The sequence below is a fragment of the Streptomyces sp. NPDC012835 genome, from assembly GCF_042900885.1.
In the GTDB taxonomy this organism is placed as follows: domain Bacteria; phylum Actinomycetota; class Actinomycetes; order Streptomycetales; family Streptomycetaceae; genus Streptomyces.
In genome coordinates, this window is sequence record NZ_JBIBBW010000008.1 from 302760 (window position 1) to 322158 (window position 19399).

Sequence of the window (19399 nt, forward strand, 5' to 3'; positions counted from 1 at the left end):
CGCGCGGATGTGCTCCGTTCGCGCACGGTGGCGTAATCTCGGAGGCTGGAGCCCGCCGATCTCGGGACCTCGATCCACACCTTGGGGTTGCACAGCAGATGACCGCAATTTCTCTCGGAATGCCGTCCGTTCCGACGAAGCTCGCAGACCGAAGGGTCAGCCGCCAGATCCAGGTCGGGTCGGTGGCGGTCGGCGGGGACGCGCCGGTTTCGGTGCAGTCGATGACGACGACGCGGACGTCGGACATCGGTGCGACGTTGCAGCAGATCGCCGAGCTGACGGCGTCGGGCTGTCAGATCGTGCGCGTGGCGTGCCCGACGCAGGACGACGCGGACGCCCTGTCGGTGATCGCGCGGAAGTCACAGATCCCGGTGATCGCGGATATTCATTTCCAGCCGAAATACGTCTTCGCGGCGATCGACGCGGGATGTGCGGCGGTCCGGGTGAATCCGGGAAACATCAAGCAGTTCGACGACAAGGTCAAGGAGATCGCGAAAGCGGCGGGAGACGCGGGGACGCCGATTCGTATCGGGGTGAACGCCGGATCGCTGGACGCGCGGTTGCTGCGCAAGTACGGAAAGGCGACGCCCGAGGCGCTCGTGGAGTCCGCCCTGTGGGAGGCGTCGCTGTTCGAGGAGCACGGCTTCCGCGACATCAAGATCTCGGTGAAGCACAACGACCCGGTGATCATGGTGAACGCGTACCGCCAGCTCGCCGCGCAGTCCGACTATCCGCTGCACCTTGGCGTGACCGAGGCCGGTCCCGCGTTCCAGGGCACGATCAAGTCGGCGGTCGCGTTCGGCGCGCTGCTGAGCGAGGGCATCGGCGACACCATCCGGGTCTCGCTGTCGGCGCCGCCCGCCGAGGAGGTCAAGGTCGGCATCCAGATCCTGGAGTCGCTGAACCTGAAGCCGCGCAGGCTGGAGATCGTCTCGTGCCCGTCCTGCGGCCGGGCACAGGTGGACGTGTACAAGCTCGCGGAGGAGGTCACCGCGGGCCTCGAAGGCATGGAGGTCCCGCTGCGGGTGGCCGTCATGGGCTGTGTCGTGAACGGTCCGGGCGAGGCGCGTGAGGCCGACCTCGGGGTCGCCTCCGGCAACGGCAAGGGCCAGATCTTCGTGAAGGGAGAGGTCATCAAGACCGTTCCCGAGTCGAAGATCGTGGAGACCCTCATCGACGAGGCCATGAAGATCGCCGAGCAGATGGAGAAGGACGGCATCGCCTCCGGCGAGCCCGAGGTCTCCGTCAGCTGACCACCCCGTCCGGCGGCCGGCCACCCCGTTCCCGGCCCCGGCACGGACAGCAGGGTCCCGCGGCCACCGCCCCTCCGGGCACCGGCCCCGGGACCCGCCCCGTTCCGCACCCGCCCGCGCCGGGCCGGTCCCGGCCCCGGCGGATCCGGTCCGGGCTCCCGCGAGCGGCGTACCACAGAATCGGCAGGTACAGTGCGGAGATCAGCAGCCGTACGGTGAGGCCCCCACGTGTTGACGCAGACCACCACCCGGGTCCTCGAACCCAGCGAACTCGGCGCCGCGCTCGCCATCCTGGAGAGCGAACCCGTCGCCAACGCCTTTGTGACGGCCCGCGTGCAGGCCGCGGGGCTCGACCCATGGCGTCTCGGCGGCGAGATGTGGGGCTGGTACGCGGACGGACGGCTGCGCTCGCTCTGCTACGCCGGAGCCAACCTCGTCCCCATCTGCGCCACCCCCGAAGCCGTCCGCGCCTTCGCCGACCGCGCCCGCAGGACCGGCCGCCGCTGCTCCTCGATCGTCGGCCCCGCCGAGCCCACCGCCCAGCTCTGGCGGCTGCTGGAGCCCACCTGGGGCCCGGCGCGCGAGGTCCGCGCCCAGCAGCCGCTGATGGTCACGGAACAGCTCTCCCCCGAGATAGCACCCGACCCCTTCGTCCGCCGCATCCGCAAGGACGAACTGGAAGTGATCATGCCCGCCTGCGTGGCCATGTTCACCGAGGAGGTCGGCGTCTCGCCCCTCGCCGGGGACGGCGGACTCCTCTACCAGGCGCGCGTGGCGGAACTGGTCGGCGCGGGCAGGTCGTTCGCGCGCATCGAGGACGGCCGGGTCCTCTTCAAGGCGGAGATCGGCGCCGCCACCCGGCAGGCGTGCCAGATCCAGGGCGTGTGGGTCGACCCCGCCTTCCGGGGACAGGGCCTGTCCGAGTCCGGCATGGCGGCCGTCGTACGGTACGCGCTGGCCGATGTCGCCCCCGTCGTGAGCCTGTACGTCAACGACTACAACACCCCCGCCAGGGCCGCCTACCACCGCGTCGGCTTCCGCGAAGTGGGTGCCTTCATGAGCGTGCTGTTCTGACCGTTCCCGTCGTAGGGTTCCGCCCATGCCGAGCATTCCAGGGGACAGACCCGGAACCCCCGACGTACGGATGGGCCCCGTCGATCTCGCCGCCCGCGTGGACGAGGCGCTCGCCGTGCAGGCCCTCGCCTTCGGGCTCAGCGAGGAGGAGATCGACGTACGCCGCCATATCGTCCTGCGCCACCTCCTCCAGCCCGGCTGCCGCGCCCTCGGCGCGACCACCGAGGAGGGCCGGCTCGTCGGATTCGTGTACGGGATGCCCAACGACCGCGCCCACTGGTGGTCCACGGTCGTCGAACCGTATCTGCGGGTCACCGGCGCCGACGGCTGGCTGGACGACTCCTTCGTGATCACCGAACTGCACGTCCACCCCGCCTTCCAGGCGCGCGGCATCGGCCGCGCCCTGATCACCATGATCACGGACAGCGCCGACCGGCCCCGCTCGATCCTGTCCGCCATCGACATCGAGAGCCCGGCCCGCCGGATGTACCGGTCGCTCGGCTACCAGGATCTCGCCCGCCGCGTCCACTTCCCCAGCGCGCCCCGGCCGTACGCCGTGATGGGCGCGCCCCTCCCGCTGCGCAGGCCGGGCGCGGGTGCGGCGGGAATCTGATTTCCGCCTGCCCCCGCGCCCCGGCTAACCTCCACACAACAGCCGAGAGAACGCAGAACGCAGGAGTGCTCCCCATGTCCCAGGTCCAGCGCATGTCCCGTTTGATGGCCAAGACATTGCGCGACGACCCGGCGGACGCCGAGACCCTCAGCCACAAGCTGCTCGTCCGCGCCGGATATGTCCGCCGTACGTCCGCCGGCCTCTGGAGCTGGCTGCCGCTGGGCAAGAAGGTCCTCGACAACATCTCCCGCGTCGTCCGCGAGGAGATGGACGCGATCGGCGCGCAGGAAGTGCTGCTGCCCGCGCTGCTGCCCAGGGAGCCGTACGAGGCCAGCGGGCGCTGGGAGGAGTACGGCGACCTGCTGTTCCGCCTCCAGGACCGCAAGGGCGCCGACTACCTGCTCGGCCCGACCCACGAGGAGATCTTCACCCTGGTCGTCAAGGACCAGTGCACGTCCTACAAGGACCTGCCGGTGATGCTCTACCAGATCCAGACGAAGTACCGCGACGAGGCCCGCCCCCGTTCCGGCGTGCTGCGCGGCCGCGAGTTCCAGATGAAGGACTCGTACTCCTTCGACACCACCGACGAGGGCCTCGCCGAGTCGTACGCGCTGCACCGCGCCGCGTACCAGAAGATCTTCGCCCGCCTCGGCCTCGACTACCGGATCGTCTCCGCGGTCTCCGGCGCGATGGGCGGCTCGGCGTCCGAGGAGTTCCTGGCCCCGGCCGGGGCGGGCGAGGACACCTTCGTGGACTGCCCCAACTGCGACTACGCCGCCAACACCGAGGCCGTGACCTTCACGGCACCCGCCGCGCAGGCCGTCGAGCACGGACCGGTCGAGGAGCTGGACACCCCCGACACGCCGACCATCGAGACGCTCGCCGCCCACCTCGGCGTCCCCGCCTCCGCCACGCTGAAGAACCTGCTCGTCAAGGTCGACGGCGAGATCACCGCCGTGGGCGTGCCCGGCGACCGCGAAGTGGACCTCGGCAAGCTCGGGGAGCACCTCGCGCCGGCGGTCGTGGAGCTGGTCACGGCCGAGGACTTCGTGGACCGTCCCGACCTGGTACGGGGCTACGTCGGCCCCCAGGGCCTCAAGATCCGCTACATCGCCGACCCGCGCGTGGCGTCCGGCACGGCCTGGGTCACCGGCGCCAACAAGCCCGACACGCACGCCCGTAACGTCGTCGTGGGCCGGGACTTCGAGGTCGACGACTACCTGGACGTGGTCGTCGTCGAGGCGGGCGACCCCTGCCCGGCCTGCGGGGCGGGGCTCAAGCTCGACCGCGCCATCGAGATCGGCCACATCTTCCAGCTCGGCCGCAAGTACGCCGACACCTTCCAGCTCGACGTCCTCGGCCAGCAGGGCAAGCCCGTCCGCGTGACCATGGGCTCGTACGGCATCGGCGTCTCGCGCGCCGTCGCCGCGCTCGCCGAACAGACCGCCGACGAGCAGGGCCTGTGCTGGCCCCGGGAGATCGCCCCGGCCGACGTCCATGTCGTCGCGGCGGGCAAGGCGCTCCAGACGGAGCTGGCGCTCGACGTGTCCGAGCAGCTCGCGGGGGCGGGCCTGCGGGTGCTGGTCGACGAGCGCCCCGGTGTCTCGCCGGGCGTGAAGTTCACGGACGCCGAACTGATCGGGGTCCCCAAGATCCTGGTCGCCGGCCGCCGCTCCGCCGACGGCGTGGTGGAGCTGAAGGACCGCCGTACCGGTGAGCGCGAGGAGCTGACGGTCGCGGAGGCCGTCGCGCGCCTGACCGCCTGACACAGCGGAACGAGGGGCGGGGTACGGCGTCGCACGCCGTACCCCGCCCCCGCGCTGTCCGTCACAGCCAGCCCGCGTACTCCAGCAGCAGTTCCGCGCTCTGCGCACGCTCCGCGCGCCACGCCCTGACGCCCGACTCCACCGCGCGGAACAGCGTCCAGCCGCGCAGCCGCTCCCGGTCCAGATCCAGCGAGTCGGCCAGCCGGTTGAGGCGACGGCGGGCCGAGGAGGCACCCGCGTCGGAGGCCACCAGATCCTCCACCCGGTCCCGGGCCAGCCGGGCCAGGTCGTAGGCGCGCTCGCCCACCACCGGCTCGGGGCCCACCGCGAGCCAGGGCGCGCGGTCACCGGCCAGGACCTTGCCCTGGCGGAACGCGCCGTGCAGCAGCAGCGCCTCCGCCGAAGCGTCGGCGCACAGCTCGTCACGGGCCGCCAGCGCGGCCGAGACGAGCGGCGCGAAGGGCTCGTCGTCCGACGTGCCCCGCAGGGCCAGCGCCTGCCGGGAAGTCCGCTCGGCCACCGTTTCGAAGGCGTGGCCGGCCGGTGGCTCGACCCAGAGCTTGCGCACGGTGTCGGCGGCCTCCAGCAGGGCCTTCGCCTCCGGCAGGGAGCGCAGCGAGATCTCGGGATGCAGCCGCTCCAGCAGCAGGGCGTCGTCCGGCGCCGCGGGCGCGTCGTCCAGAAGCAGCGCCGCGCCCCACCCCCGCCAGCACGCCAGCGCGGCCCGCTCAGCGGCGGAGCCCGCGAAAGCCGGCGCGATCTTGAGGGTGGCGGGGGAGCCGTCGGACCGCCGTACGAGGAGCAGCAGACCGCTCCTGCCGCCCGGCGCGACGACCCGCTCGACCGCCAGGCCGCGCCGCGCCACCGCATCGGCAGCGGTCCCGGACAGCCGCCCGAGCCACTCGGCGGCGGCCGGCTCCCCGTACTTCTCGGAGAGCGAGCGCACCAGTCGTCGCGGCGGTTCGAAAGCCATACGTGCGTCGTTCCCCTTCACCGTTCACGGGCTCACGCGCGCTCGGCGAGCCCAGGAAAGGCTACGCCGCCACCGCGCCAGCGCACCGCCCGCACCGCCGCCTCCCGCAGCGCGCCTGCCGCCTCCCGGCGCAGCGGCCCCTCGGCCGCCCGGACGAGATCGGAGTAGACGCCCGCGACCCGGTCCTCCAACTCGGCGGCCAGCCGGACGGCGGCGGGCCCGTCCGGCACCGCGAACGGCAGGGCGTAGGCCGCCGCCGCTGCGCCGGGCCTGCCGCCCAGATCGCGTACGGTCCTGGCCAGCGCGTCACGCCGGGCGCGGTGGGCCGCGTACGCGGCGGTGGCCTCGGAGCGGCGGGCGTCGCCGATCCGGCCGCCGACCACGCCGTACCCGTACACGGCGGCGTGTTCCGCGGCGAGCGCCGCCTGCGCTGCGGCCAGCGCACGGGTGGTCACGAGCGGGCTCCTTCGGTCAGCAGATAGGCGTGGGCGGCGTTCGCCGCGGCCACCGAGGCCAGCAGCCTGGCCAGTTCGGGGGAGGCCGTCACCAGCGCGTCGGTGTGCGCGTCGCCCGTACGGCGCTCGGCGGCGGCCAGCGCCCGGAGCGCCTCAGCGGGCTCGGGCGGGACGGCCGGCGCGCCCGCGAGCGTGGACGACGGGGAAGGCGTGACGGAAGTCGTGGGAGATGAGGGCGGGCTGGAGGAGACGGAGGGGGAGGGCGAGGCGGAAGGTTTTTCCGCTTCCTCGCCCGGCTCCCGTTCACGCTTCCCGGGCCCCAGCGCCGACACATGGCGCGCGACCGCCGCCCGCAGCGGGGCCAGCCGCTCCCGGTGCCCCGGATGACGGGCCAGCACCGCGTCGTACTGGCGCAGCAACGCCTCGCTGGTCTCCGCCGAGCGCCGCCGCAGCGCGCTCTGGGCACGGGCGGCCCGCGCCACCGCGTTCGGCGACAGCGTCCCGTCCGTGGCGGCGTCCGAGGAGCAGGCGGTCAGCAGCCCGGCCCCCGTCGCGCCCGCCACCATGAGCGCGTGCCTGCGTGTCGTCCCCGTGCGCCCCACGCGTCTCTCCTCGGGCTCGCCATGATCACCGCAGGCGAGCGTACCCGCGGGTCACCCGTACGTGGACGGCAACACCCCTCGGGACCGGATACCCTTTGATCCGACCCACACCGATCTGACACGCGACGATCCCACAACAGCACACGCGGCCGAGGAGTCACCCGGATGAGCACCACCCAGAGCGAGAGGCTGCGCGGACTGCTGGAACCGCTGGTCAGCGCGAAGGACCTGGATCTGGAAGAGATCGAGGTGTCCCGGGCGGGCAGGCGTCGCGTACTGAGGATCGTGGTGGACTCCGACGAGGGCGTGGACCTCGACGAGTGCGCCGAGCTGAGCCGCTCCCTCTCCGAGAAGCTGGACGAGACGGACGCGATGGGCGAGGACGAGTACCAGCTCGAAGTGACCTCCCCCGGGGCCGAGCGCCCGCTGACCGAGCACCGCCACTATGTGCGCGCCGTCTCCCGGCTGGCCAGGATCCAGCCGGTCGAGGGCGACGAACTGGTGGCCCGCGTCATGGCCGTGGACGACACCGGACTCGACCTGGAGGTACCGGGTGTGAAGGGGCGCAAGCCCACCGCGCGCCGGATCGAGTTCGCGCAGATCGCCAAGGCGCGCGTGGAGATCGAGTTCAACCGCAAGGACAAGAAGGAAGAGGAGGCGTAGCCGTGGACATCGATGTGAAGCTCCTGAAGGGCTTGGCACAAGAGAAGGAGATTCCCTTCGATCTGCTGGTCGAGGCGATCGAATCCGCCCTCCTCATCGCCTACCACCGCACGGACGGCAGCCACCGGCGCGCCCGCGCCGTCATCGGCCGGGACAACGGTCATGTCACGGTCTGGGCCAAGGAGGACCCGGCGGACCTGGAGGAGGGGCAGGAGCCCAAGGAGTTCGACGACACCCCGTCGGACTTCGGCCGGATCGCCGCCACCACCGCCCGCCAGGTCATCCAGCAGCGGCTGCGCGACGCCGAGAACGACGTGACCTTCGGCGAGTACGCCCGCCGGGAGGGCGACATCGTCGCCGGCCTGGTCCAGCAGGGCAAGGACCCGAAGAACGTCCTGGTCAAGCTGGACGACAAGCTGGAGGCCATCCTGCCGGTGCAGGAGCAGGTGCCCGGCGAGGAGTACGTCCACGGGCTGCGGCTGCGCACCTATGTCGTCCGGGTGGCCCGAGGGGTGCGCGGTCCGTCGGTGACGCTCTCCCGTACCCACCCCAACCTGGTCAAGAAGCTCTTCGAGCTGGAGGTCCCGGAGATCGCGGACGGTTCGGTCGAGATCACGGCGATCGCCCGCGAGGCCGGTCACCGCACCAAGATCGCCGTACGCTCCACCCGGTCCGGTCTCAACGCCAAGGGCGCCTGCATCGGCCCGATGGGCGCGCGTGTGCGCAATGTCATGGCCGAGCTGCACGGCGAGAAGATCGACATCGTCGACTGGTCGGACGACCCGGCCGACATGGTGGCGCACGCCCTGTCCCCCGCGCGGGTCAGCAAGGTCGAGGTGGTCGACCTCGGGGCCCGCTCCGCGCGGGTGACCGTCCCGGACTACCAGCTGTCGCTGGCCATCGGGAAGGAAGGGCAGAACGCCCGGCTCGCCGCGCGGCTCACCGGCTGGCGGATCGACATCCGTCCGGACACCGAGCAGCCCGGCGAGAACCGCGACGAGAGTACTCGTCGGTAACGATCCGGCAGTGATCTCCGGACGCTCGCATGCCCTGCAAGCGTTCGAACGTTGCCCCGAAGGGGTGAGCTCGACGAGGGGAGGTAGACTTGAACATGTCTGGCCGGACGAACGACCGAGCCTGCCCTGAGCGAACCTGCGTGGGCTGCCGGAAGCGAGCGGCCAAGAGCGATCTGCTGCGCATCGTGCTGATCGGTGAACAGTGCGTTCCCGATCCACGCGGTACGCTGCCCGGCCGGGGTGCGTATACACACCCCGCCTTGAACTGTCTCGATCTGGCGGTCCGCCGCCGGGCGTTCCCACGGGCCTTCCGGGTCCAGGGACCGCTCGACAGCGCGGAAGTGCGCCGGGCCCTCGGGACGAGCACGGCCATCGGGACAGACGCGGCGCACACAGCGTCGTAAGAAGAAGTACGGCACGGAACCCCGTGCGGTTCAGGTACCTCGCGAGTTGGAAGTAGGTCGAGATTGCGATGAGCACTCGATGAGTACGCGATGAGTACGCCCATGAAGTAGCGACGGTCCGGCGGTAACCCGGACCTAAAAGGAGCGAAGTGGCTAAGGTCCGGGTATACGAACTCGCCAAGGAGTTCGGCGTCGAGAGCAAGGTCGTCATGGCCAAGCTCCAAGAACTCGGTGAATTCGTCCGTTCGGCTTCCTCGACCATCGAGGCGCCGGTTGTACGCAAATTGACTGACGCTCTCCAGGGGCCCGGCGGCAACGCCGGCAAGCCCGCTGCGAAGCCCGGGGCGCCCCGCAAGGCGACCCCCGCCCGCCCCGCCGCGCCCTCACCGGCGCAGGCGGCACGTCCCGCCGCTCCGAAGCCCGGCGCCCCGGCCCCCAAGCCGGCCGCCGCCGAGGCACCCAGGAGCAGCACCCCCTCCGCGGCGCCGACCCCCGGCCCGCGTCCGGCACCGGCCCCCCGGCCCGCCCCGGCGGCCAAGCCGGCGCCCGCGGCGCCGTCCGTCCCGGAGTTCACCGCGCCCCCGTCGGCCCCGGCCGCCGGTCCCCGGCCCGGTGCCACCCCCGGCCCGCGTCCCTCGGCCCGCCCCACGGGCGGCCAGGGCGACCAGCGCCAGAACGAGCAGCGCGGCGACCAGCGCGGTGACCAGCGTCAGGGCGGCCGCTCCGGCGGCGCGCGTCCCGGCCAGGCCCCGCGTCCCGGCGCCCGCCCCGCGGGCCCGCGTCCGGGCAACAACCCCTTCACCTCGGGCGGTTCGACCGGAATGGCGCGCCCCCAGGCGCCCCGTCCCGGCGGCGCCCCCCGTCCCGGCGGCCCCGGTGCCCCCGGCGGCCCGCGTCCGCAGGGCGCGGGTCAGGGTGGCGGTCCCCGTCCCCAGGCCGGTCCCGGCGGTCAGTCCGGCGGCGGTCGTCCGACCCCCGGCGGCATGCCGCGTCCGCAGGCCCCCAGGGCCGCGGGTCCCGGCGGTGGCCCCGGTGGCAACCGTCCCAACCCGGGCATGATGCCGCAGCGTCCCGCGGCCGGCCCGCGTCCCGGTGGCGGCCCCGGCGGTGGCCGTGGTCCCGGCGGTCCCGGCCGTCCGGCCGGTGCCGGTGGCGGTCGTCCCGGTGGCGGCGGCTTCGCGGGTCGTCCCGGCGGTGGCGGTGGCGGCTTCGCCGGCCGTCCCGGCGGTGGCGGCGGTGCCCCGGGTCGTCCCGGTGGCGGTGGCTTCGGTGGCGGCGGTGGCCGTCCCGGCTTCGGCGGACGTCCGGGTGGTCCCGGTGGCCGCGGTGGCACACAGGGCGCCTTCGGCCGTCCCGGCGGGCCCGCCCGTCGTGGTCGCAAGTCGAAGCGGCAGAGGCGCCAGGAGTACGAGGCCATGCAGGCCCCGTCGGTCGGCGGCGTGATGCTGCCGCGCGGCCAGGGCCAGACGGTCCGGCTGTCGCGCGGTGCGTCCCTCACCGACTTCGCGGAGAAGATCAACGCCAACCCGGCGTCGCTCGTCGCCGTGATGATGAACCTCGGCGAGATGGTCACGGCCACGCAGTCCGTCTCCGACGAGACCCTCCAGGTCCTCGCCGGCGAGATGAACTACGTCGTCGAGATCGTCAGCCCCGAGGAGGAGGACCGCGAGCTGCTCGAGTCCTTCGACATCGAGTTCGGCGAGGACGAGGGCGGCGAGGAAGCACTCGTCTCCCGTCCGCCGGTCGTGACCGTCATGGGTCACGTCGACCACGGCAAGACCAGGCTGCTGGACGCGATCCGCAAGACGAACGTCGTCGCGGGCGAGGCCGGCGGTATCACGCAGCACATCGGTGCGTACCAGGTCGCCACGGACGTGAACGGTGAAGAGCGCAAGATCACCTTCATCGACACCCCGGGTCACGAGGCGTTCACCGCCATGCGTGCCCGTGGTGCCAAGTCCACCGACATCGCGATCCTGGTGGTCGCGGCCAACGACGGTGTGATGCCCCAGACGATCGAGGCGCTGAACCACGCCAAGGCGGCCGACGTGCCGATCGTGGTCGCGGTCAACAAGATCGACGTCGAGGGCGCCGACCCGACCAAGGTGCGCGGTCAGCTCACCGAGTTCGGGCTGGTGGCCGAGGAGTACGGCGGCGACACCATGTTCGTCGACATCTCCGCCAAGCAGGGCCTGAACATCGACAGCCTGCTGGAGGCCGTGGTCCTCACCGCGGACGCCTCGCTCGACCTCCGGGCCAACCCGGAGCAGGACGCGCAGGGTATCGCCATCGAGGCCCACCTCGACCGCGGTCGCGGCGCCGTCGCCACCGTGCTCGTCCAGCGCGGCACGCTGCGCGTCGGTGACACGATGGTCGCCGGTGACGCGTACGGCCGGGTCCGGGCGATGCTCGACGACAACGGCAACAACGTCGACGTGGCGACGCCTTCGACGCCCGTCCTGGTCCTGGGTCTCACCAACGTCCCCGGCGCCGGCGACAACTTCCTGGTCGTCGACGAGGACCGCACCGCCCGGCAGATCGCCGAGAAGCGCGCCGCTCGTGAGCGGAACGCGGCGTTCGCCCGCAGGGGTGTCCGGTTCTCCCTGGAGAACCTGGACGAGGCCCTCAAGGCCGGTCTGGTGCAGGAACTCAACCTCATCATCAAGGGCGACGCGTCCGGTTCGGTGGAGGCCCTCGAGTCCTCGCTGCTCCAGCTCGACGTCGGCGACGAGGTCGACATCCGCGTCCTGCACCGCGGTGTGGGTGCCGTGACCGAGTCGGACATCGACCTGGCCATGGGCTCCGACGCCATCGTGATCGGCTTCAACGTGCGCGCCGCCGGGCGTGCCGCGCAGATGGCCGACCGCGAAGGCGTGGACGTCCGCTACTACTCGGTCATCTACCAGGCGATCGAGGAGATCGAAGCGGCCCTCAAGGGCATGCTCAAGCCGGAGTACGAAGAGGTCGAGCTGGGCACGGCGGAGATCCGCGAGATCTTCCGCTCGTCCAAGCTGGGCAACATCGCGGGTGTCCTCATCCGCTCCGGCGAGGTCAAGCGCAACACCAAGGCCCGGCTCATCCGCGACGGCAAGGTCATCGCGGAGGACCTCAACATCCAGGGTCTGCGCCGCTTCAAGGACGACGTCACCGAGATCCGCGAAGGCTTCGAGGGCGGTATCAACCTCGGAAACTTCAACGACATCAAGATCGACGACGTCATCGCGACGTACGAGATGCGCGAGAAGCCGCGAGGCTGACGTACATCTGCCGTCCGGGGCCGGTCGACGGGACGAAATTCCGTCGATCGGCCCCGGCCGTTCCGTGTACGGTTCTGATGCTTCCGCCGAACACCGGCGGGCCATCCGAACCCGTACCGGCGGGACATCCGGACATACATGTATGTGGGGACTCTGTCCTTCGATCTGCTCCTCGGCGACGTACGGTCGTTGAAGGAGAAACGCTCTGTCGTCCGGCCGATCGTCGCCGAACTGCACCGGAAATTCGCGGTCAGCGTGGCGGAGACCGGTGACCAGGACCTCCACCGCAGAACCGAGATCGGCCTCGCGGTGGTGTCCGGCGACTGGGAACACCTCACGGACGTGCTCGACCGCTGCGAACGCGTGGTGGCCGGCCGGCCCGAGGTGGAGCTGCTGTCCGTACGGCGGCGGCTGTACGGCGCCGACGACTGACCGGGCGACAAGACTGACCTGCACGACAAGAAACCCAGAAGGAAGAGTGACGGACCGGTGACCGACAACGCGCGGGCCCGCAAGCTGGCCGATCGCATCCAGGTCGTGGTCGCGGAGACCCTGGACCGGCGTATCAAGGACCCGCGACTCGGCTTCGTGACCATCACGGACGCCCGCGTCACCGGCGATCTGCGGGAGGCCACGGTCTTCTACACGGTCTACGGCGACGACGAGGAGCGCGCGGCCTCGGCCGCCGCCCTGGAGAGCGCCAAGGGTGTCCTCCGCTCCGAAGTGGGCCGGCAGACCGGAGTCCGTTTCACGCCGACCCTGGCCTTCGTCCCGGACGCCCTCCCGGACAACGCGCGCACCATCGAGGACCTCCTCGACAAGGCGCGCGCCAAGGACGCGGAGGTACGGGAGGTGTCGACCGGCAAGACCTACGCGGCCGGGGCCGACCCGTACCGCAAGGACGACGAAGCCGTCTCCGACACCGACGGTGACACCGACGGCGAGACCGACCGCACGGACGGCGCTGCCTCGGAATGACTCAGCAGAACAGGACGCCCGACGGGCTTGTCATCGTGGACAAGCCGTCGGGCTTCACTTCGCACGACGTCGTCGCCAAGATGCGCGGGATCGCCAGGACCCGCCGCGTCGGCCACGCCGGCACCCTCGACCCCATGGCGACGGGCGTCCTCGTCCTCGGTGTGGAACGGGCCACGAAGCTCCTCGGCCACCTCGCGCTGACCGAGAAGGAGTACCTCGGCACCATCAGGCTCGGCCAGAACACCGTCACGGACGACGCCGAGGGCGAGATCACCTCCGCCACCGACGCCTCCGCCGTCACACGCGAAGCCATCGACGCCGGCATCGCGGCCCTGACCGGCCCCATCATGCAGGTGCCCTCCAAGGTCAGCGCCATCAAGATCGACGGCAAGCGGTCCTACGCGCGCGTACGCGGCGGCGAGGAGTTCGAGATCCCGGCCCGGCCGGTGACCATCTCGTCCTTCCGGCTCTACGACGTCCGCGAGGCCGTCGCCGAGGACGGCACCCCGGTCCTCGACCTGGTCGTCTCCGTCGTCTGCTCCTCCGGCACCTACGTCCGCGCCATCGCCCGTGACCTGGGCGCCGGGCTCGGTGTCGGCGGCCACCTCACCGCGCTGCGCAGGACCCGTGTCGGCCCGTACGCGCTGGACGCCGCGAAGACGCTCGACCAGCTCCAGGAGGAGCTGACCGTCATGCCGGTCGCCGACGCCGCCGCCGCGGCGTTCGCACGCTGGGACGTCGACGAGAAGCGCGCCAAGCTGCTGATCAACGGCGTACGGCTCGACATACCGGCGTTCGCCACCAGCCCCGTCGCCGCGTTCGACCCCGCGGGGCGCTTCGTCGCCCTGGTCGAGGAACAGCACGGCAAGGCGAAAAGCCTCGCGGTCTTCGGCTGACCGGCACGGACCCCACCGTGGAGCGGGCAGGCCCCCTGCCCGCTCCACGATCCCCCTCCGACAGAGGTCTCTCCACCCCGGCCCTCCCCTTCACCCCGTCAGCCGGGCGCACGGAGTGTCCGACAGGTGCACAGAGGGGCGTGCCCGGCTCACCGACCCTCCGAGCGGGGTTCGCCGGTGCCGGTGAGGGGGTTGAGCGCCGGGCATGGCAGTCTTAGAGCTGCGCAACGGGAAAATCACGTACATGGGTTCGGGCGAGGAGCGGTCACAGTGCAGCGCTGGCGTGGCTTGGAGGACATCCCCCAGGACTGGGGGCGCAGCGTCGTCACCATCGGGTCCTACGACGGGGTGCACCGAGGACACCAGCTGATCATCGGCCGTGCGGTGGAGCGGGCCAGGGAACTGGGTGTCCCGTCCGTCGTCGTGACCTTCGACCCGCACCCCAGCGAGGTCGTCCGCCCCGGCAGCCACCCGCCCCTGCTCGCCCCGCACCACCGGCGCGCCGAACTGATGGCGGACCTCGGTGTGGACGCGCTGCTGATCCTGCCGTTCACCGTCGCCTTCTCGAAGCTCTCGCCCGCCGACTTCATCGTCAAGGTGCTGGTCGACAAGTTGCACGCCCGCGCCGTCATCGAGGGCCCCAACTTCCGCTTCGGCCACCGGGCCGCCGGCAATGTCGCCGTCCTCGCGGAGCTGGGCCCGACCTACGACTACGAGGTCGAGGTCATCGACCTCCACGTCTCCGGCGCGGCCGGCGGCGGCGAACCCTTCTCGTCCACCCTCACCCGCAGACTGGTCGCCGAGGGCGATGTCGCGGGCGCGGCGGAGATCCTCGGTCGGCCGCACCGCGTCGAGGGCGTGGTGGTACGGGGCGCCCAGCGCGGGCGCGAACTGGGCTTCCCGACAGCCAACGTCGAGACCCTCCCGCACACCGCGATCCCGGCGGACGGCGTGTACGCGGGCTGGCTCACAGCCGACGGCGAACGCATGCCGGCGGCGATCTCCGTAGGCACGAACCCGCAGTTCGCGGGCACGGAACGGACCGTCGAGGCGTACGCGATCGACCGCGTGGGCCTGGACCTGTACGGGCTGCACGTGACGGTCGACTTCCAGGCGTATGTGCGGGGACAGCGGAAGTTCGACTCGATCGAGGGACTGCTGGAAGCGATGGCGGACGACGTCAAACGGGCGAGGGCCCTGACGGAGGCGTAGCCGCCTTTGGCGGCGGGGCCGCCGTTGCGGGTTGTCGGCGGGGGCCGGTGGTGGGGTGCGGGTGGGGTCCGGGGTTCCCGCCGGGGCCGCCTGGCGGCGGCGGGTGCGGCTGGTCGTGAGGGTGACGGGTGCGTGAGGCGCCACACATCACGCTTTATTGCCGCGGACGCACCCCCTGCGTGCGCCCCTTTCCGGCCGGCCGCAAGACCCGGGCGCCGCCTCGACCCCACGCCCCCCTACCCCCGCAAGTGGCACGCCACCCCCGCCCCCACCCCGCCCCCCAGCACCGCCGGCGCCACCCCGCGGCAGCTCTCCGCCACGCCCGCCCGGTCCGCCTCGCCCGACGCCAGGGCCTGGCACCGCTCGTGGAAGCGGCAGCCGGCCGGGATGCGGGACGGGTCCGGGGGCTCGCCGGTGAGTACGACGGGGGTGGCGGGGGATTCCGGGAGCACCGACAGCAGCGCCTGGGTGTAGGGGTGCTGCGGGGATGTCAGTACCTCCTCGACCGGTCCGGTCTCCACGATCCGCCCCAGGTACATCACCGCGACCCGGTCCGCGATGTTCCACGCGAGCCCGAGGTCGTGCGTCACGACCAGCGCGGACAGGCCGAGTTCGTCGCGCAGGGACAGCAGGAGCGCCAGGATCTCGCCGCGCACGGACGCGTCGAGGGAGGCCACCGGTTCGTCGGCCACGAGGAGTTCGGGGTCCAGGACGAGCGCGCCCGCGATGACGACGCGCTGGCGCTGGCCGCCGGACAGCTCGTGCGGGTAGCGCAGGAAGAACCGTTCCGGCGGGCGCAGCCCCGCCCGGGACAGCGCCGAGGCGACGGCCTCGCGTTCGTCGCCGGGGTGACCGTGGATGCGCAGCCCCTCGGCGACCGCGTCGTACACGGTGTGCCGGGGGTTGAGGGAGCCACTGGGGTCCTGGAGCACCAACTGCACGCGCTTGCGGTACGACTTGAGGGCGCGCGAGCGGTACGACAGCGGCTCCCCGGCGAAGGTGACCCGGCCCGACGTGGGCGGGACCAGTCCGAGCAGGGTGCGTGCGAGGGTGGTCTTGCCGCAGCCGGACTCGCCGACGAGGGCCACGATCTCCCCGGCGCCGATGTCGAGGTCGACGCCGTCGACGGCGCGGGCGGGCGGGGCGCCGCGCCGGCCGGGGAAGGTGACGTGCACTCCGGCCGCCGAGAGCAGGGGGAGGGGGGTCATGGACGGCTCCAGAGGGGTGGCGGTCACGACAGCGGTTCCGCCGGGGCGGACGCGCCGATCAGCACGCAGGCCGCGCGGCGGCCGGGCGCCGCGTCCCGCAGGGTCTGGTCCTGGTCGGCGCAGATGTCGAGGGCGACCGGGCAGCGCGGGTGGAACGTACAGCCGTCCGGCAGCGCCGACGGGTCCGGAGGGTCGCCCGGCAGACCGCGCGGGGCGCGGCGCGAGGCCGGGTCGCCGATGCGCGGGAAGGCGGCGGAGAGGGCCCGGCCGTACGGGTGGAGCGCCGCGTCGTACACCTGGCGCGCCGGCCCCTCCTCCACGACGCGGCCCGCGTACATCACGGCGAGCCGGTCGCAGGTGTCGGCGAGCACGGCCAGGTCGTGGCTGATCATGAGCAGGCTGATGTCGTGGTCGGCGACGAGCTGCTCGATGAGGCGCAGGATCTGTGCCTGGATCATCACGTCGAGGGCGGTGGTCGGCTCGTCGGCGACGATCAGCCGGGGATCGCAGGCGAGCGCCATGGCGATCATCACGCGCTGGCGCTGGCCGCCGGAGAGTTCGTGCGGGTAGGCGTCGGCGCGGGCGGCCGACAGGCCGACCTGCTCCAGCAGTTCGGCGGCGCGTCGGCGGGCCGCGGCCGGGGTGGTGCGCCGGTGCAGCAGTACGGGTTCGGCGATCTGGTCGCCGACGCGGTGGACGGCGTTGAGGGAGTGCATCGCGCCCTGGAAGACGATGGACGCGCCCGCCCACCGTACGGCCCGCAGCCGGCCCCATTTCATGGTGAGGATGTCCTCGCCGTCGAGGAGGATCTCCCCGGACAGGGTGGCCGAGCGGGGCAGCAGCCGGAGCAGGGCGAGGGCCAGCGTGGACTTGCCGCAGCCGGACTCTCCGGCGAGGCCCAGCTTGCTGCCGGGCTCCACGGTCAGGTCGAGACCTCGTACGGCGGGGACGGCCGAGGGGCCGGAGCCGTAGGTCACCCGCAGGTCCCGGATCTCCAGCAGTGGACTCATCGGGACGCCCCCAGTCTCGGGTTGAGCACGGATTCGACGGCCCGGCCGCAGAGGGTGAAGGCGAGGGCGACGCAGGCGATGGCGATGCCGGGCGGTGCCAGGTACCACCAGTGCCCGGAGGAGACCGCGCCGGCCTCGCGCGCGTCCTGGAGCATGCCGCCCCACGAGATGACGGTCGGATCGCCGAGTCCGAGGAAGGCGAGGGTCGCCTCCGTCAGGATCGCGGCGGAGATGCCGAGCGTGGTCTGGGCGAGCACCAGCGGCATCACGTTGGGCAGCACGTGGCGCGTCATGATGTGCCGGTGTCCGCCGCCGAGGGCCCGTGCGCGTTCGATGTAGGGGCGGGACTCGACAGCGATGGTCTGGGCCCGTACGAGCCGTGCGGTGGTCGGCCAGCTGGTGACGCCGATCGCCACGATCACCGTCCAGATCGACCGGGACATCACCGTGGCCAGCACGATGGCCAGCACGAGTGTCGGCATCACCAGGAACCAGTCGGTGACGCGCATGATCACGGTGGCGAACCAGCCGCCGTAGTGTCCCGCGACGACGCCGACCAGCGCGCCGATGGCCACCGACAGCGCGGCGGCCAGCAGCCCGACGGTCAGCGAGACCCGTGAGCCCCAGATTAGCAGGGCGAGCAGCGAGCGCCCGAACTGGTCGGTGCCGAGGGGGAACCGCGCGCTCGGGGATTCCAGGGCGGTGCCGGGCGCGTTGGTCACGCTCAGCACGTCACTGCCGACGAGCAGCGGCGCGAGCAGCGCGGTCAGCGCGATGAGGGAGAGCCCCGCGAGGCCGAGGAGGCCGCCGCGATGGGTGCGGTAGCGCTGCCAGAAGCGGACGGCGGAGGCGCGGCGGCGGGCCCGGGCGAGCCCGGCGGCCGACCTCGGGGGCGGTGTGGCCGCGGGGACGGCCGGTACGGCGGGCGTCGGTGGTGTGTTCTCCAGTGTCATCGGCCCACCCGGGGATCGAGCAGCGGATAGAGCAGGTCGGCGAGGAGGTTCATCAGGATCATGGCGCCGGCGAAGACCACGAAGAGGCCCTGGACGAGCGGCAGGTCGGGCACGCTCAACGCCTGGTAGAACAGTCCGCCGAGGCCGGGCCAGGAGAAGACGGTCTCGACCAGGATGGAACCGGCGGCCACATGGCCCAGATTGATGAAGACCATGGTGACCGTGGGCAGCATCGCGTTGGGCACGGCGTGTCTGCGGCGTACGAGGTCGTCCCGCAGCCCCTTCGCCCGGGCCGTCGTCAGATAGTCGCCGCCCATCTCGTCCAGCAGTGAGGACCGCATGACGAGCAGCGTCTGCGCGTAGCCGACCGCGACCAGGGTGAGCACCGGCAGCACCATGTGATGGGCGACATCGAGCAGGTGGCCGAAGCCGTTCGAGTCACCCGACGACATGCCCCCGGTGGGGAACATGCCGGGGATCGGGCCGATGCCCACCGAGAAGAAGATGATCAGCAGCAGGCCGAGCCAGAACGACGGAACGGACCACAGGGTGAGCGCGACGCCGGTGTTGAGCCGGTCGCCGAGGCTGCCGTCGCGCCAGGCGGAGCGGGTGCCGAGCCAGAGGCCGAGCGCCGAGTAGATCACCACGGTGACCCCGGTGAGCAGCAGTGTGGCGGGCAGTTTCTCGGCGATCAGCTCGCCGACCGGGGCGTGGAACTGGTACGACATGCCCAGGTCGCCGGTCAGCGCCTTGGCGCAGTAGTCGGTGAACTGCTGCCACAGCGGCAGGTCGAGGCCGAACTGTCGGCGCAGCGTGGCCATCTGCGCGGCGGAGGTGGGAGTGCCGTGGGTCATGGCCCGCACCGGGTCGCCGGGGATGATCCGGAAGAGGAAGAAGCTGGTGACGAGGACGGCGAGCAGCGAGACGGCCGCTCCGCCCAGCTTGCCCGCCACATAGAGCGGATAGGCGCTTCTGGTGCCGGCGGCGGCGCGGACGGCCGGGCCGGTACTCCCCGGGCCGCCGGCCGCGTCCCGTACCACCCCGGGGGTGCTCGCGTTGCTCATGG

Annotated in this window: 19 protein-coding genes; 12 read left to right on the plus strand and 7 right to left on the minus strand. The window is 72.1% G+C overall.

What is annotated here, in order from left to right; genetic code table 11:
* Window positions 1-98: 98 nt before the first annotated feature.
* From ispG to ACFY6S_RS28600, 4 genes are all read left to right on the plus strand, one after another.
* Window positions 99-1253, plus strand: a complete 1155-nt coding sequence (ispG, locus tag ACFY6S_RS28585) for a flavodoxin-dependent (E)-4-hydroxy-3-methylbut-2-enyl-diphosphate synthase (RefSeq protein WP_114626605.1) — start codon at window positions 99-101, stop codon at window positions 1251-1253.
* Window positions 1254-1484: 231 nt separating this feature from the next.
* The gene (locus ACFY6S_RS28590; protein WP_388817775.1) at window positions 1485-2327 is read left to right on the plus strand and encodes a GNAT family N-acetyltransferase; all 843 of its coding nucleotides are present in this window, start codon (window positions 1485-1487) and stop codon (window positions 2325-2327) included.
* Window positions 2328-2352: 25 nt separating this feature from the next.
* Window positions 2353-2940, plus strand: a complete 588-nt coding sequence (locus tag ACFY6S_RS28595) for a GNAT family N-acetyltransferase (protein WP_388814476.1) — start codon at window positions 2353-2355, stop codon at window positions 2938-2940.
* A 74-nt stretch (window positions 2941-3014) separates the two neighbouring features.
* Window positions 3015-4706 carry a proline--tRNA ligase gene (locus tag ACFY6S_RS28600; RefSeq protein WP_388814474.1) on the plus strand — a complete coding sequence of 564 codons (1692 nt, stop codon included), beginning with the start codon at window positions 3015-3017 and terminating at the stop codon, window positions 4704-4706.
* A 61-nt stretch (window positions 4707-4767) separates the two neighbouring features.
* Here the strand turns inward: ACFY6S_RS28600 and ACFY6S_RS28605 are convergent, their stop codons facing one another.
* Genes ACFY6S_RS28605 through ACFY6S_RS28615 form a run of 3 tightly spaced genes read right to left on the minus strand, consistent with a single transcriptional unit; the run spans window position 4768 to window position 6736 of the window.
* Window positions 4768-5679 carry an aminoglycoside phosphotransferase family protein gene (locus ACFY6S_RS28605; RefSeq protein ID WP_388814472.1) on the minus strand — a complete coding sequence of 304 codons (912 nt, stop codon included), beginning with the start codon at window positions 5677-5679 and terminating at the stop codon, window positions 4768-4770.
* 32 nt (window positions 5680-5711) lie between these two features.
* Window positions 5712-6134 carry a ferritin-like domain-containing protein gene (locus tag ACFY6S_RS28610; protein ID WP_388814471.1) on the minus strand — a complete coding sequence of 141 codons (423 nt, stop codon included), beginning with the start codon at window positions 6132-6134 and terminating at the stop codon, window positions 5712-5714.
* The gene (locus ACFY6S_RS28615; protein ID WP_388814469.1) at window positions 6131-6736 is read right to left on the minus strand and encodes a hypothetical protein; all 606 of its coding nucleotides are present in this window, start codon (window positions 6734-6736) and stop codon (window positions 6131-6133) included. The genes ACFY6S_RS28610 and ACFY6S_RS28615 overlap by 4 nt, the downstream gene beginning before the upstream one ends.
* Before the next feature lie 165 nt (window positions 6737-6901).
* On the opposite strand from ACFY6S_RS28615, the gene rimP reads away from it, so the two are divergent.
* The 8 genes from rimP (at window position 6902) to ACFY6S_RS28655 (ending at window position 15162) form a co-directional block, all read left to right on the plus strand.
* The gene (gene rimP / locus ACFY6S_RS28620) at window positions 6902-7399 is read left to right on the plus strand and encodes a ribosome maturation factor RimP (protein WP_388814467.1); all 498 of its coding nucleotides are present in this window, start codon (window positions 6902-6904) and stop codon (window positions 7397-7399) included.
* A gap of 2 nt (window positions 7400-7401) precedes the next feature.
* Window positions 7402-8415 (plus strand): transcription termination factor NusA, encoded by a 1014-nt coding sequence (gene nusA, locus ACFY6S_RS28625; RefSeq protein ID WP_388814465.1) that lies wholly within the window; start codon window positions 7402-7404, stop codon window positions 8413-8415.
* Between the two features lie 95 nt (window positions 8416-8510).
* A complete protein-coding gene (locus ACFY6S_RS28630; protein ID WP_388817772.1) occupies window positions 8511-8819 on the plus strand; it encodes a YlxR family protein in 309 nt (102 codons plus the stop codon).
* Window positions 8820-8968: 149 nt separating this feature from the next.
* Window positions 8969-12076, plus strand: coding sequence for a translation initiation factor IF-2 (gene infB, locus ACFY6S_RS28635; RefSeq protein WP_388814463.1), 3108 nt, complete (start codon window positions 8969-8971; stop codon window positions 12074-12076).
* Between the two features lie 138 nt (window positions 12077-12214).
* Window positions 12215-12508: a DUF503 domain-containing protein gene (locus tag ACFY6S_RS28640; RefSeq protein ID WP_388814461.1), complete on the plus strand. Its 294-nt coding sequence runs from the start codon at window positions 12215-12217 to the stop codon at window positions 12506-12508.
* Between the two features lie 57 nt (window positions 12509-12565).
* Window positions 12566-13054 (plus strand): 30S ribosome-binding factor RbfA, encoded by a 489-nt coding sequence (gene rbfA, locus ACFY6S_RS28645; protein WP_388814459.1) that lies wholly within the window; start codon window positions 12566-12568, stop codon window positions 13052-13054.
* Window positions 13051-13950, plus strand: a complete 900-nt coding sequence (truB, locus tag ACFY6S_RS28650; protein ID WP_388814457.1) for a tRNA pseudouridine(55) synthase TruB — start codon at window positions 13051-13053, stop codon at window positions 13948-13950. The genes rbfA and truB overlap by 4 nt, the downstream gene beginning before the upstream one ends.
* A 270-nt stretch (window positions 13951-14220) precedes the next feature.
* Window positions 14221-15162, plus strand: coding sequence for a bifunctional riboflavin kinase/FAD synthetase (locus ACFY6S_RS28655; RefSeq protein WP_388814455.1), 942 nt, complete (start codon window positions 14221-14223; stop codon window positions 15160-15162).
* Between the two features lie 236 nt (window positions 15163-15398).
* On the opposite strand, the gene ACFY6S_RS28660 is transcribed toward ACFY6S_RS28655, so the two are convergent.
* Genes ACFY6S_RS28660 through ACFY6S_RS28675 form a run of 4 tightly spaced genes read right to left on the minus strand, consistent with a single transcriptional unit; the run spans window position 15399 to window position 19397 of the window.
* The gene (locus ACFY6S_RS28660) at window positions 15399-16370 is read right to left on the minus strand and encodes an ABC transporter ATP-binding protein (protein WP_388814453.1); all 972 of its coding nucleotides are present in this window, start codon (window positions 16368-16370) and stop codon (window positions 15399-15401) included.
* Window positions 16371-16393: 23 nt separating this feature from the next.
* Window positions 16394-17380, minus strand: a complete 987-nt coding sequence (locus tag ACFY6S_RS28665; protein WP_388814451.1) for an ABC transporter ATP-binding protein — start codon at window positions 17378-17380, stop codon at window positions 16394-16396.
* A complete protein-coding gene (locus ACFY6S_RS28670; RefSeq protein ID WP_388814449.1) occupies window positions 17377-18333 on the minus strand; it encodes an ABC transporter permease in 957 nt (318 codons plus the stop codon). Before ACFY6S_RS28670 ends, ACFY6S_RS28665 begins: the two co-directional genes overlap by 4 nt.
* A complete protein-coding gene (locus ACFY6S_RS28675; protein WP_388814447.1) occupies window positions 18330-19397 on the minus strand; it encodes an ABC transporter permease in 1068 nt (355 codons plus the stop codon). Before ACFY6S_RS28675 ends, ACFY6S_RS28670 begins: the two co-directional genes overlap by 4 nt.
* Between the last annotated feature and the right edge of the window lie 2 nt (window positions 19398-19399).